Source organism: Bradyrhizobium sp. (assembly GCF_030697065.1).
GTDB lineage: Bacteria > Pseudomonadota > Alphaproteobacteria > Rhizobiales > Xanthobacteraceae > Bradyrhizobium.
In genome coordinates this window covers 1-13,022 of the sequence record NZ_JAUYQU010000031.1, presented here as the reverse complement: position 1 = coordinate 13,022, position 13,022 = coordinate 1, and the positions used below count along the sequence as shown (strand labels likewise).

Sequence of the window (13,022 nt, the reverse complement as noted above, 5' to 3'; positions counted from 1 at the left end):
GATGTCCCGGCGCTGCGAACTGACGGCCAAGGGCCCCATGGTGGGCCACAAGGTGAGCCACTCCAACATCAAGACCAAGCGCCGGTTCCTGCCGAACCTGTGCAACGTCACCTTCATCTCGGACGCGCTCGGCCGCAACGTGCGCCTGCGCGTCTCGACCAACGCCATCAAGTCGGTCGACCACCGCGGCGGTTTTGATGCCTTCATGCTCAAGGCCAAGGGCCCCGAACTGTCGCCGAAGGCGCTGCTCCTGAAGAAGGCGATCGAAAAGAAGATCGCCAGCACGGCGGCGCCGGAAGCCGCGGCAAGCTGAGCGGGCGCCGGGCGGAAGCCTGATTTTAGCGGACTGGAATTTGGAAGCGGCCGGGTCGAAAGACCCGGTCGTTTTCGTTTGGGGCGTTGCGGGGATGGAAGGCCCGCACCCGTCAAAGCGAGCCACCGGGGGCGCGTGGCCAGGGCCCAAAACAAAAAAGGTCGAAAACAACCCCATGCACAGAAAGGAAGTATTTGGAATTACGGGGCTTTTTCTACTCTGAATCAGAGGCAGGAGAAGGAAATTCTCCATCGTCCGGGTGCGCCCCCAAAAGGGGAAAATCGTCATGGTGACGCGTGCGGCAACGCCACGCGTCTCGAACCATGAAAGGTCCGTACCGGGCTACGGACCACGGCAACGACTGGCGTCCGGGATTATGGGTCCCTGCGTTCGCAGGGACGACGTTGAGAGATTGTGCATCCGACGTTGAGAGATTGGTGCATCCGACGTTGAGAGATTTGCGCCTCACCCCGGCCGTATCAGCACCGCCTTCTGCCGCTCGAACACCTGCCGGCCGTTCTTGAATCCCATCAGCACGTCGGGCAGTTCGGCGATGGCGCCTTGCGGGCTGGCGGTGTCGAGCACGACGAGGTCGGCGGGGTTGCCGGGCGCGATGCCGTAGTCGCGCAAATTCATCAGGCGCGCGGGCAGGCTGGTCACGAGGTCGAGGCAGGCGTCGAATTCGCCGATGCCGGCCTGGGCGAGGTTGGCGTAGAAGTTCGCCATCCGCAGCAGCGAGGCGTCGCCGAACGGGGTGAAGGGATTTTGCACGTTGTTGGTGGCGACCGAGCAGACGACGCCGCGCTCGACCAGCCTGTGCGCCAAAGTGAGGCCGCGCGGCACATTGTGGGTCGTGTCGCGGCCCATCAGATAGAGGTCGGTGGCGGGCAGCACGGTGACGGCGACGCCGGCGCGCGACAGTTTTGCCGCGGCGGCGTCGAATTCGGCCGGCGGCAGTGCCGACAGTTTGGTCGCATGGCCGATGGCGACGCGGCCCTGCCAGTTGCGGCGCTCGGCCTGGCGGCAGACCTCGTCGAGATGCCACCACGAGGGATCGAGGTCGAAATCGAGATGCAGGTCGACATCGACGTCGAAGTCCCGCGCGAGGTCGAACAGCTTTTCCAGATGCGCCATCGGGTCGGTGTCCATATAGGGACAGCCGCCGATCGCCGCGCCGCCGTCGCGCAGCGCCGCGACCAGCAGTTCCTCCGCGCCGGGATCGTTGGTCAGGCCTTCCTGCGGAAACACGCAGAGTTCGAGATCGATCGCCCAGGCGTAATCGCGCTTCAGCGCCTTGACCGCCTCGAACCCGCGCAGCCCGATCCGCGGATCGATCTCGACATGGGTGCGCATCCGCGTGGTGCCGGCGACGATCGCGCGCTCCAGCACGCCGGCGCCGCGCGCATAAACGTCCTCGACGGTGAAATCGCGCTTCATGGCGGCGACCGCCTGGATCGCCTCACTGAGGCTACCATGGCGGTGGCCGCAGCGGCCGAGCAGGCAGGCCTTGTCGAGGTGGATGTGGGTATCGACGAAGCCGGAAAGCACCAGCCTGCCGTCGCAGCGGATTTCGCGGGCTTCCGAGGCGAGTTGCGGCGCGATCGCGGCGATGCGGCCGGCGGCGACGCCGATATCGACCGGCGTGGCGAACGCCGGCGTCACCGCGCGGCGGAAGATCAGGTCGAAGGCGGTTTTCGTGGTCATCGGCGACGGCGGCTCCGGACTGTGTGCAGGCTGGGCATGGATTGTTCAAATTATGTGCATGCAATTTGGGTGCCGGATTGTAGTATTCCGGAATTCGAAAGGGGTCTGCCGATGTCCTTCGCCGCCAAAGCCGAACCGAAAAAACCGAGCGATGCCGAAATCGTCGAGGCCTACCTGACCGCGTCGATGATCCCGGATCCCGACGCCGCGGCCGCCTACATGAAGCCCGGCACCATCATCACCTTCACCGGCGGGCGGGAATTCGACCATCCGCGCGGGCCGACCGGCTTCAACGCCGCGCGCTACCGCTGGGTGAAGAAGAAGATGGACCGCTTCGACGTCTGTCCCGGCGCGGAGGAGACGGTGGTCTATTCGGTCGGGACGCTGCATGGCGAATGGATCGACGGCACGCCGTTCGAAGGCAACCGCTACGTCGACCGCTTCGTGGTGCGGGACGGGCTGATCGTCAAGATGGACGTGTGGAACGACAGCGCCGAGCGGATTTTGGTGAACAGGGGGATCGTGGCGTAGCAAAAAGTTCATCGTCATTCCGGGGCGCGCGTTAGCGCGAACCCGGAATCTCGAGCGACGAATGTGAATGTACAATCTCGGGATTCCGGGTTCGATGCTTCGCATCGCCCCGGAATGACGGTGGGGACCTACCGCGCCCTTACCGCCTTCGCCATCTTCACCACCCGCTCGCCGCCATCGTCCTCGGCATAGGGCGCGAGAATATCCAGCAGATCGCGGCCGCGCTGCGGCGCGGGGGCTACCAGCGCGCGGGTGGCAACCGAATCGAGATGGCTGTGCATCAGCCCCATCACTTTGGCTTCGTCGCCCTTCACGAGGGCGGCGATGATGGCGCGATGTTCGGTGACGCCGCATTCACTGGAATGCGGCCGGCTGTAGAGCGACAGCGTCAGGCAGCAGCGATAGGCCACCTCGCTGACATAGCGCACCAGGATCGGGCTGTTGGTCATGCTGGCGAGCAGGATATGGAATTCGGTGGCAAGCCGGATCGAGACCGCATCGCTGCCGCCGCGCGCGGCATCCTCGGCATCGACATGGGCGTTGAGCGCGGCGACCTGCGCTTTGGTCAGCTTGCCGGCGAGCTGGCGCACCACGAGGCGCTCGAGTTCGATCCGGATATCGAAGGCGTCGCGGGCTTCCTGCCAGCTCGGCGTCGCCACCACGGCGATGCGGTTGCGGCGCAGTTCGACCAGGCCTTCGGCGGCGAGCTGTCCCAGCGCATGGCGGGCGATGGTGCGGCTGACGCCGAACCTTTCTCCCAGCGAATCCTCCGGCAGCTTGGCGCCGGGCTCCAGCGCCTGCTCGATGATGGCGCGGCGCAGCGCGCGGCAGATGACGCCGACCTTGTCGGACGATTCGGCGGATTTGGGGGCCGCGCGCGGCGCCATGGCGAATCCCTGGAGGACGATGCGTCCTTGTCTATGCGCAGTTCCATATCACAGTCACCCGCGATCTCGCCGCCTCAATTGCATGCACTTTGCCGCTGCAATTGCCTAATTCGAATCCGGCGTCCCGTAGTGCCCTGCTGGATTCGCAGGCGGAAATCGCCGGAAGCCGCTGGCATCCGGCTTGCATGCACTTGGCTTCATGATGCGCATGCAGCCAAGCCCGGCCTTCGCCGGCAGCCCCGTTTCATCCGCGACCGGCCCGGACGCGCCGGTCGCGATCGAACTGTCGGACGTCTCGGTCACCTTCGGCCGAGGCGACCGCGCCGTGCCGGCGCTCGCCACCACCAGCCTGAAGATCGGCGACGGCGAATTCGTCGCTTTGGTCGGGCCGTCCGGCTGCGGCAAGTCGACCATCCTGCGGCTGGTGGCGGGGCTGGTGCAGCCCTCGACCGGCGTCGTCATCCTCGGCGGCCGCGAGGTCGCGGCCAAGGCCTTGCGGATCGGCATGGCGTTCCAGAATCCGACCATGCTGCCGTGGCTGACGATCGAGCAGAACATCATGCTGCCGCTGAAGATCGTGGAGCCGTACCGGTCGCAGTTCGCGAAACTCAAGCGCACCACGTTCCGCGACAAGGCCAATGCGCTGCTGGAGCAGGTCGGCCTGAAAGGTTTCGGGCGCCGCTTTCCATGGCAGCTCTCCGGCGGCATGCTGCAGCGGGCCAATCTGTGCCGCGCGCTGATCCACGAGCCGCGCATGCTGCTGCTCGACGAACCGTTCGGCGCGCTCGACCAGTTCACCCGTGAAGAGCTGTGGTCGATCCTGCAGGAGCTGTGGATCCTGCACCGGCCGACCGTGCTGCTGGTCACCCACGATCTGCGCGAAGCCGGCTTCCTCGCCAGCCGCATCTGCGTGATGAGCGCGCGGCCGGGCCGCATCCTCGACGACCGTCATGTCGCCTTCGCGCGCCCGCGCACGGTTGCGATGACGTTCGAGCCGGAATTCGTCGCGCTGAACCAGCGCCTGCGCGAATTCATCGTCGGCGAACACGGCAACTCCAGACCCGCGGGAGCCGACCATGCCTGAACTCGATTACCGCCAGAAGGCCTGGTCGATCGGACTGATCGTGCTGTTCTTCGTCGGCTGGGAACTGTTCTGCCTGGTCACCGGCATGTCCGACCTGGTTCTGCCGCGCCCGTCGCAGATCGTCGCCACCCTGATCGACAAATTCCCGCTGCTGTGGCCGCATATACTGCAGACGCTGGCGACCACCATGATCGGATTCGTGCTGGGCGTGGTGCTCGGCGTCGTGCTCGGCGCCATCATCGGGGTGTCGAAGACCGCGTATGACACCGCCTATCCGCTGCTGGTCGGCTTCTCCTCGATCCCCAAGGTGGCGCTGGTGCCGATCTTCGTGCTGTGGTTCGGCTCCGGCTCGGTGCCGGCGGTGCTGACCGCGCTGTCGATCTGCTTCTTCCCGATCGTGGTCAACATCGCCACCGGCCTCGCCACCACCGAACCCGAACTGGAAGACGTGCTGAAGGCGCTCGGCGCCAGCAAGTTCGACATCCTGTGGAATGTCGGCCTGCCCCGCACCATGCCGTTCTTCTTCGCCTCGCTGAAGGTCGCGATCTCCTACGCCTTCGTCGGCGCGGTGCTGTCGGAGACCGTCGCCTCCAACCGCGGCATCGGCAACGTCATGATGACCGCGTCGTCGAATTTCAACGTGCCGCTGGTGTTCGCCGGGCTGTTCGTGCTCGCCGCCCTCGGCGTCGCGCTCTACGCCATCTTCGCCGTCATCGAGGGCCGCGTCACCGGCTGGGCCACCCGCAAGAACGACCTGATCACCACCTAATCGTCACCCGTTGAGGAGATCGACCATGCTGAAGAGAACAAGCGCCGCACTGCTCGGAATGCTGCTGTTGGCGGGCACCGCCGCGGCGCAGGAAACCACGATAAAATTCACGCTGGGCTGGAAGACGCAGGGCAGCGACGCCGCGTTCTTCTATGCCAGGGACAACGGCTTCTTCAAGGAGGAAGGCCTCAACGTCGTGATCGACCAGGGCGAAGGCTCCGGCGCCACGGTGACGCGGGTGATGTCCGGCGCCTATGACGCCGGCTTCGGCGACATGAACGCCATCATCCAGAACGCCTCGACAAGGCCGGCCGACGCGCCGGTGATGGTCTACATGATCTGGAACCAGCCGCCCTTTGCGATCGTCGCCAAGAAGAGCGGCGGCATCAAGACCATCAAGGATTTCGAGACCCATACCTTGGGCGGCGCGCAGGGCACGCCGACCACGCGGCTGTTGCCGGTATTCGCCCGCAAGAACGGGCTGGACAACGCCAAGATCAAGATCTCCAACATGGCGCCGAACCTGCAGGAGCCGATGCTGATCAAGGGCGACATCGACGGCGCGCTGGTGTTCAACATCACCAGCTACTTCAACCTGGTGCTGAACCGGCAGGATCCCGACAAGGATTTCAACTGGTTCTCGTTCGGCGATTACGGCCTCGATCTCTATTCCAACGGCATGATGGTGTCGAAGAAGCTGCTGGCCTCGAACCCGAAGGCGGTGGCGGGCCTGGTCCGCGCCGTCAACAAGGCGGTGATCGCCGTTGCAAAAGACCAGAACGCCGGCATGAAGGCGACGGTCGCCTTCGACAACATGATCAACGCCGAGGTCGAGAAGCGCCGGCTGCAGTTCTCCTACGAGAAACTGATCGTCTCGCCCGAGATGAAGGAGATCGGCGTCGGCGACGTCAAGGACGACCGCATGGCCCGCGCCATCGGCATCGTGGTCGAGGGCTACCAGCTCGCCCGCGCCCCCACGCCGGCCGAAGTGTTCTCCCGCGAATTCCTGCCGCCGCGCAAGGATCGGGAGCTGGTGTATACGGCGAATTGATCTTCTTCTCCCCTGCGCGCTGTAGCTTTTTCTCCCTCCCCGGCGCGCTGGCGTTTCTTCTCCCCTCCTCCCGCTGTGTCCGCCGAAGCCGTTTGGCGAAGGCGGGCGCAGCGGTGGGGAGGGGTCGGGGGTGGGGGGTCTATCGGCTTGGACAACTGTCAACAAGTTTGCGCATACGATTCTCAGCGCGTTTGCGTTAGGCACCCCCCACCCCCGACCCCTCCCCACCACGCGCAAGGGCGCGTGGGAGGAGGGGAGCAGGAAGCGAAGGGATCCCCGCATCATGGCCACTGAAGTAACAGCAAACGCCCTGTTCGCCGGCCCCGACCGCGGCATCCTGCACAACGTCGTGCTGCGGCACGAGGCCGGCATCATTACCTCGATCGAGCCCGCCGCTGCTGCGTCACCGGCACCCCGCAGCTTTGTCATCCCCGCCTTCGTCAACGCCCACGATCACGCCCGCCCGACCGCCTCATCGTTCGGCGCCGTCGACATGCCGCTGGAGAGCTGGATCCTGCGCTCCGCGATGGGTACGCCGCCCGACGCCTACCTCGCCGCCGCCTCGGCGATGGCGCGCTCGGCGCGCGCGGGCTGCGGCGCCATGATGATCCATTACACCAGACCGAGCGACAAACTGCCGCTGGTGGCGGAAGCCAAGGAGATCGCCCGCGCCGCCGGCGATGTCGGCATCCGCATCGCCTTCGCGCTGGCGGTGCGCGACCGGAACCCGGTGGTCTATGGCGACGGCGAACCGGTGCTGTCCGCCCTCTCCGCCGAGGACCGCGGCAGCATCGAGCAACTGTTCGTGCGCCCCGCGATGTCGCCGCGCGACTATATCGAGCTGACCGAGACCATCGCGTCGGAAATATCAGGCCCGACGATCGACGTGCAGTTCGGCCCGGCCGGCGTGCAATGGTGCTCGCGTCAGCTGCTGGAAGCCATCGCCGAGAACTCCGCCCGGACCGGCCGCCGCGTCCACATGCATCTGCTGGAGACCATCTACCAGCGCGCCTGGGCCGACCAGAACTTCCCCGATGGCGTCGTGCGCTGGCTCCGCGACATCGGCCTGCTGTCGCCGCGGCTGACGCTGGCCCATGGCATCCACGCCCGGCCGGACGAGTTGGAGATGATCGCCGCCTCCGGCGCGCGCCTCGTCACCAATTTCTCGTCCAACCTGCATCTGCATTCCGGCCTCGCCCCGATCGCCGCCGCGCACCGATGCGGCTGCGCCATCGCGGTCGGCGTCGATGGCCTCGCGCTCGACGAGGACGACGACGTGATCCGCGAGATGCGTCTCGTGCAACTCGCCCATGGCGGCCTCGGCTTCAAGCGCACCTGGACCCGCCCCGAATTCCTGGGCCTCGCCATCCGCAACGGCCGCGCCGCCACCGGCGCCCCCGGCCCCGGCGAACTCGCGCCGGGCGCGGCGGCCGATTTCGTAGTGCTCGACCTCGACCGCCTCGACCGCGACGCTTTTCTGGACGTCGACCCGCTGCAGCTGTTGTTCGCCCGCGGCAACGCCGCGCTGGTGCGCGATGTCGTGGTCGACGGGCGAACCATCGTGCGCGAAGGCAAGGTAGTCGGCGTCGATCTGCCCGCGATCGAGCGGGAATTGCGCGGGATGTATCGCGAGGGGGTCAAGCAGTTCGGCGGGCTGCAACGGGCGTGGGGTCCGCTGGAGGGGGCGCTGAGTGGGTGGTTCGAGGGGCAGATGGGGTGCGGGTGATTCGAGTCCAGACCCATTGAATCCACCATCGCAGAGCTGCGGCGTCGAGCGCGCGATAGTGTGATCAGCGCGCAGTCATACAGCGTCGCTCACTCCTATTTTCATATCTCCTTCCAGTAGCTAATCTCCTGCTCGCAATCTCTGGGGGATACCATATCCATGACCGAAACCACCGAACCGAACCGCGAAAAGCGTCACATCGTCATCTGCTGCGACGGCACCGGCAACGAAATCTCCGATAATCTTTCCAACGTCCTCAAGCTGTACCGGACCCTGCGCAAGACCGAGAAGACGCATCCGAACCAGCTGGTGTTCTACGATCCCGGCGTCGGCACGCTGGAGCGGCCCGACCCGTTCCATCGATTCAAGCAGAACTTCAATCTGGTGATCGGGCTGGCGTTCGGCTACGGGCTCGACGACAACGTGCTTGCCTCCTACCAGTTCATCGTCGAGAATCACCGCGAGGGCGACGACATCTATCTTTTCGGCTTTTCGCGCGGCGCCTACACGGTGCGGGTGCTGGCGGCGCTGATCCACAAGATCGGGCTGATCTCGCTGCCGCAGAACAATCTCGCCGGTTCGGGACTGACGGCCTACAAGCAGTTTTCGACCGACAAGGTCGCCCCCGACCAGAAGGACGACCCGGCGGCGCAATATGCGCGCATCCTCAGCGTGAAATGGCCGACCGTCAAATTCGTCGGGGTCTGGGACACCGTGGCCAGCGTGATCGTGCCGCGCTGGGACCGGATCAATCCGGCCAAGCTGCAGTTCAGCCCGTGGAGCCTGGAGGAACTGGCCTTCATCCGGGAAAATCCGAGCATCGAGATCTTCCGGCAGGCGATCTCGATCGACGAGCGGCGCCGCATGTTTCGGCCGCAGCCGTGGGACGCGGGCAAATTCCGGCCGCACCGCTATGCGCCGGAATCCACCTGGAAGGACCAGGACAGCGTGCAGGTCTGGTTCGCCGGGGTGCATTCCGATGTTGGCGGCGGCTATCCGGAAGCGGAATCGGCGCTGTCGAAATATCCGCTGCTGTGGATGATCGAGGAAGCCGTCAAGCACGGCCTCAAGGTCGACCGCCGCACCGTCAACCAGCTCGGCTGGGGCCGCAAGCGCAAGAACAGCCCGTTCAACTATGTCGCGCCGGACTACCTGCCCTATCCCGGCAATCCCGCGTCCCGCGACTGGCAGCCGCACGATTCGATGAACGCCGGCTGGCGCGTGCTCGAGGCGTTCCCGAAGAAGGACACGTACAAGGAATGGCCGGAGCGGAAATCGATGTTCGGCTATTACATTCCGTGTTCCGAGCCGCGGTTGATTCCGGAGGGCGCGCTGATCCACCAGTCCGTGATCGACAAGATCGCGCAGGACAAGACTTACCAGCCGGTGAACATGCCGGCGCGCTACACGCCAGTGCCGATGGAGACCCCGCCCGCCCCCGGGTCGGCCGATGATGCCGTGGAGGATGACGGGGTGGGTGCTTAACCCTGACGTGTTCGTCAAGCGCCACATCCGCAACTGCCGTCCCGGCCTCAGGGCCGGGCGGGGCGCGCTGAAGTCCCGCCCATCCTCCCGAAAATTCCGTCCGACGAACATCCATTAAGCCAATGGTAAACAAAATGCTTAAAAATGGAGCTTTGCGGTCAGGCCCGATTGTTTGGAGATACCGGATGGCGTTTGGAATCACGGGAAGCCGCTTTGCGTTGCTGCGCCTCAATCTCGGGCCCAAGGCCGTGCTGGGCGCGGCGCTGCTGATTGCGGTCAATACCGCGCTGGTGGCGGGCGCCGGCTACTGGTCGCTGAGCCGCGACTTCGACCGGAGCGCGCTCAACGACATCGAGGTCAATCTGCGCACGCTGAGCCTCGCTTTCGGCGAAAGTTTTTCCAATGCCAGGATCGGGCTGAAGGACGGCACGGTCGAGCGCGTCGACATCGCCAAAATGCCTGAGTTCTCCGATCATGGGATCGTCGACCGGGCGGTCGGTTATGTCGGCGGCGTCGCCACGCTGTTCGTCTATGACGACGCCAGCAAGCAGTTCGTTCGCCGCACCACCAATGTGAAAAAGGAAAACGGCGACCGCGCGGTCGGCACCCAGCTCGCGGCCGATCATCCGGCGCAGCCGGTGGTGCGCCGCGGCGAGGCCTACAAGGGTCCGGCGATGCTGTTCGGCCGCCGCTTCGTCACCGCCTACCAGCCGGTGTTCGGCGACGCCGGCAAGGTGATCGGCCTCGTCTTCGTCGGCATTCCCACCGCGCAGCTCGACGGCATGCTGTCGCAGGCGCTGTGGGCGATGGGCCTTGCCGCCGCCATCGCCGCCCTGATCGTGCTCGGCATGACCATGCTGATCGTGCGCCGGGTCACCGGGCCCCTGAAGGCGGTGACGCAATCGCTGACCGGGCTCGCCGAGGGCCGCACCGACATCGAGGTGAAGCATGCCGGCCGCTACGACGAGATCGGCGCGATCGCCCGCACCATCGACGTGTTCAAGAACAACCGCCTCGAGCGCCAGCAGCTCGAGCGCGAACGCGCCGACGCCGAAGCGCAGGCAGTGGCGCAGCGCAAGGCCGAGCTCAACAGTTTCGTCGACGATTTTCGCGGGCGGATCGGCGGCATCATCGAGCAGGTGCTGAATTCCTCGGGGAGATTCGAGCAGGACGCGCAACGGCTTTCGGCGACGGCGCATTCCAACGCCGAAATGTCGGGCCGCTCCGCCGAGGCCTCGCGCCAGGCTTCCGAGCATGTCCGCAGCGCGGCGGCGGCTTCCAGCGAATTGTCGCAATCGATCGTCGAGATCAGCCGGCGGGTTCAGGAATCCAACGGCGTCGCCACCGATGCGGTGCGGCAGGCCAACGCCACCGACCAGCGGATGGCGGAACTGACGGCGGCCGGCGACCGCATCGGCGACGTGGTCAAGCTGATCACTTCCATTGCCGAGCAGACCAACCTGCTGGCGCTCAATGCGACGATCGAGGCGGCGCGCGCAGGCGATGCCGGCCGCGGCTTCGCCGTGGTGGCGCAGGAGGTCAAGACGCTGGCGGGCCAGACCGCGAAGGCGACCGACGAGATCTCGTCGCACATCGTCAACATGCAGCACGCCACCGAAGAATCGGTCAACGCCATCAAGGCAATCGGCCTGACCATCGAGCGCATCAGCGGGATCTCGACCTCGATTTCATCGGCGGTCGAGCAGCAGGGCACCGCGACCCAGAGCATCGCGCAAGGCGTCGAAGCCGCCGCCGGCGGCACGCTCGACGTCGCCGACAACATCGAGAAGGTCGCCAGGGGCGCGATCGAGACCGAGACCACGTCGGGCCAGATGCTGAAATCGGCGAAAGATCTGGCCGAAGTGAGCACGCATTTGAAGACCGAAGTGGAACGATTCCTGGACAGCGTGCGCGCGGCGTAAGGGCGCTTTCCGTCATTGCGAGCGCAGCGAAGCAATCCATTCTTTCCTTGTGCGGTTCGATGGATTGCTTCGTCGCTTCGCTCCTCGCAATGACGAAAACTACCGCGTCCCGAACGTGGTCGCGCCGAACAGCGACTTCTGGGTCGAGGGTTGCGAGCGCCAGTATTGCGGCGGCGCCGAGACCTCGCCGCCGAGTTCGGCGGCGGCGTGCCAGCCCCAGCGCGGGTCGTAGAGCATGCCGCGCGCCAGCGCCACCATATCGGCCTTGCCGGAAGAGACGATCTCCTCGGCCTGCTTCGCCTCCGTGATCAGGCCGACCGCCATCGTGGTCACGCCGGTGGCTTGCTTCACCGCCTGCGCCAGCGGCACCTGGTAGCCGGGCCCGAGCGGGATTTTCTGCAAGGGGGAGACGCCGCCGGAGGACACGTCGATCCAGTCGACGCCGCGCTTTTTCAGCTGATGCGCGAATTCGATGGTCTGCGAGATATCCCATCCGCCGTCGACCCAGTCGGTGGCGGAGACCCGCAGGCCGACCGGCTTGTCGTCGGGAAACGCCGCGCGCACCGCGTCGAACACTTCGAGCGGAAACCGCATGCGGTTTTCGAGCGAGCCGCCATATTGATCGGTACGCCTGTTGGCGATCGGCGAGAGAAACTGATGCAGCAGGTAGCCGTGGGCGCAATGCACCTCGATGGCGTCGATGCCGAGCCGTTCGGTGCGCCGCGCCGCGGCGACGAAGGCGTCGCGGATCCGCTTCAGCCCGGCGTCATCGAGCGCCCGCGGCGCAGCCTCGCCCTCCTTGTGCGGCACCTCGGAAGGGCCTTCGACCTGCCAGCCGCCCTCGGCGACCGGAATCAGCTGGCCGCCATCCCACGGCTTGTGGCTCGAGGCCTTGCGGCCGGCATGGGCGAGTTGCATCACGATGGCGGCCTTCGAACGCTTGCGTACCGAAGCCATCACCGGCCGCAGCGCGGCCTCGGTGGCGTCGTTCCACAGCCCGAGGCAGCCGGGCGTGATGCGGCCGGTCGGCTCGACCGCGGTCGCCTCGATGCAGAAGGCCGCCGCGCCCGACAGCGCCAGCGAGTTGATATGGGTGAAGTGCCAGTCATTGGCCTCGCCGTCCTCGGCGGAATACTGGCACATCGGCGCCACCATGATGCGGTTGGAAAGCGTCAGGCCGCGCAGCGTGATCGGGGAAAACAGGGCGCTCATATGGGAGATTTCCGGATGGGGGGAGGAATGATTGCGGGAGTGTAGAGGCAGTGGAGACGATGTCCAACTGCCGGAATCGCTGCCGCGCTATGCGGTCATCCACCGCGTCGTCCCTGAACGCAGGGACCCATACGCCGCGGCTTCCCGGTTGGATACCGGTGTCAGACACCTTCTGCGACAATGAACGTCGGTGGTTATGGGTCCCTGCGTTCGCAGGGACGACGTTGAGAGATATCGCGCTACGCTCGCCGTCGTCCCTAAAGCGCCGCGATCACCGCCTTCGCGATATCCGCCGTGCCGTTGCTGCCGCCGAATTCCGTCGGCTTGATGCCGTCCGC

The 13,022-nt window shown here is 65.7% G+C and carries 11 protein-coding genes; 8 read left to right on the top strand and 3 right to left on the bottom strand.

From position 1 onward, the window contains the following. Window position 1: 1 nt before the first annotated feature. On the top strand, window positions 2-313 hold the full coding sequence (gene rpmB, locus Q8R73_RS02470) for a 50S ribosomal protein L28 (RefSeq protein WP_305717969.1): 312 nt from the start codon (window positions 2-4) through the stop codon (window positions 311-313). 465 nt (window positions 314-778) lie between these two features. Here rpmB and Q8R73_RS02465 read toward each other — a convergent pair whose 3' ends face one another. Then, window positions 779-2,017 carry an amidohydrolase family protein gene (locus Q8R73_RS02465; RefSeq protein ID WP_305717968.1) on the bottom strand — a complete coding sequence of 413 codons (1,239 nt, stop codon included), beginning with the start codon at window positions 2,015-2,017 and terminating at the stop codon, window positions 779-781. Window positions 2,018-2,128: 111 nt separating this feature from the next. On the opposite strand from Q8R73_RS02465, the gene Q8R73_RS02460 reads away from it, so the two are divergent. Continuing rightward, on the top strand, window positions 2,129-2,548 hold the full coding sequence (locus Q8R73_RS02460; RefSeq protein ID WP_305717967.1) for a nuclear transport factor 2 family protein: 420 nt from the start codon (window positions 2,129-2,131) through the stop codon (window positions 2,546-2,548). Window positions 2,549-2,676: 128 nt separating this feature from the next. Here the strand turns inward: Q8R73_RS02460 and Q8R73_RS02455 are convergent, their stop codons facing one another. Continuing rightward, on the bottom strand, window positions 2,677-3,435 hold the full coding sequence (locus Q8R73_RS02455; RefSeq protein WP_305717966.1) for a GntR family transcriptional regulator: 759 nt from the start codon (window positions 3,433-3,435) through the stop codon (window positions 2,677-2,679). A gap of 208 nt (window positions 3,436-3,643) precedes the next feature. On the opposite strand from Q8R73_RS02455, the gene Q8R73_RS02450 reads away from it, so the two are divergent. From Q8R73_RS02450 to Q8R73_RS02425, 6 genes are all read left to right on the top strand, one after another. Continuing rightward, a complete protein-coding gene (locus Q8R73_RS02450; RefSeq protein WP_305717980.1) occupies window positions 3,644-4,519 on the top strand; it encodes an ABC transporter ATP-binding protein in 876 nt (291 codons plus the stop codon). Next, on the top strand, window positions 4,512-5,288 hold the full coding sequence (locus tag Q8R73_RS02445) for an ABC transporter permease (RefSeq protein ID WP_305717965.1): 777 nt from the start codon (window positions 4,512-4,514) through the stop codon (window positions 5,286-5,288). Before Q8R73_RS02450 ends, Q8R73_RS02445 begins: the two co-directional genes overlap by 8 nt. 25 nt (window positions 5,289-5,313) lie before the next feature. Next, on the top strand, window positions 5,314-6,339 hold the full coding sequence (locus Q8R73_RS02440; RefSeq protein WP_305717964.1) for an ABC transporter substrate-binding protein: 1,026 nt from the start codon (window positions 5,314-5,316) through the stop codon (window positions 6,337-6,339). A gap of 283 nt (window positions 6,340-6,622) precedes the next feature. Then, window positions 6,623-8,065, top strand: coding sequence for an amidohydrolase family protein (locus tag Q8R73_RS02435; protein ID WP_305717963.1), 1,443 nt, complete (start codon window positions 6,623-6,625; stop codon window positions 8,063-8,065). Between the two features lie 159 nt (window positions 8,066-8,224). Continuing rightward, the gene (locus Q8R73_RS02430; RefSeq protein ID WP_305717962.1) at window positions 8,225-9,550 is read left to right on the top strand and encodes a DUF2235 domain-containing protein; all 1,326 of its coding nucleotides are present in this window, start codon (window positions 8,225-8,227) and stop codon (window positions 9,548-9,550) included. 185 nt (window positions 9,551-9,735) lie between these two features. Further along, window positions 9,736-11,472: a methyl-accepting chemotaxis protein gene (locus Q8R73_RS02425; protein WP_305717961.1), complete on the top strand. Its 1,737-nt coding sequence runs from the start codon at window positions 9,736-9,738 to the stop codon at window positions 11,470-11,472. A 99-nt stretch (window positions 11,473-11,571) separates the two neighbouring features. Here Q8R73_RS02425 and Q8R73_RS02420 read toward each other — a convergent pair whose 3' ends face one another. Further along, window positions 11,572-12,684: an NADH:flavin oxidoreductase/NADH oxidase gene (locus Q8R73_RS02420; protein ID WP_305717960.1), complete on the bottom strand. Its 1,113-nt coding sequence runs from the start codon at window positions 12,682-12,684 to the stop codon at window positions 11,572-11,574. Window positions 12,685-13,022: the final 338 nt, after the last annotated feature.

Coding starts and splice junctions, on each gene's coding strand:
- rpmB (WP_305717969.1), top strand. CDS start 2: ATGTCCCGGCGCTGCGAACTGACGGCCAAGGGCCCCATGGTGGGCCAC.
- Q8R73_RS02465 (WP_305717968.1), bottom strand. CDS start 2,017: ATGACCACGAAAACCGCCTTCGACCTGATCTTCCGCCGCGCGGTGACG.
- Q8R73_RS02460 (WP_305717967.1), top strand. CDS start 2,129: ATGTCCTTCGCCGCCAAAGCCGAACCGAAAAAACCGAGCGATGCCGAA.
- Q8R73_RS02455 (WP_305717966.1), bottom strand. CDS start 3,435: ATGGCGCCGCGCGCGGCCCCCAAATCCGCCGAATCGTCCGACAAGGTC.
- Q8R73_RS02450 (WP_305717980.1), top strand. CDS start 3,644: ATGCAGCCAAGCCCGGCCTTCGCCGGCAGCCCCGTTTCATCCGCGACC.
- Q8R73_RS02445 (WP_305717965.1), top strand. CDS start 4,512: ATGCCTGAACTCGATTACCGCCAGAAGGCCTGGTCGATCGGACTGATC.
- Q8R73_RS02440 (WP_305717964.1), top strand. CDS start 5,314: ATGCTGAAGAGAACAAGCGCCGCACTGCTCGGAATGCTGCTGTTGGCG.
- Q8R73_RS02435 (WP_305717963.1), top strand. CDS start 6,623: ATGGCCACTGAAGTAACAGCAAACGCCCTGTTCGCCGGCCCCGACCGC.
- Q8R73_RS02430 (WP_305717962.1), top strand. CDS start 8,225: ATGACCGAAACCACCGAACCGAACCGCGAAAAGCGTCACATCGTCATC.
- Q8R73_RS02425 (WP_305717961.1), top strand. CDS start 9,736: ATGGCGTTTGGAATCACGGGAAGCCGCTTTGCGTTGCTGCGCCTCAAT.
- Q8R73_RS02420 (WP_305717960.1), bottom strand. CDS start 12,684: ATGAGCGCCCTGTTTTCCCCGATCACGCTGCGCGGCCTGACGCTTTCC.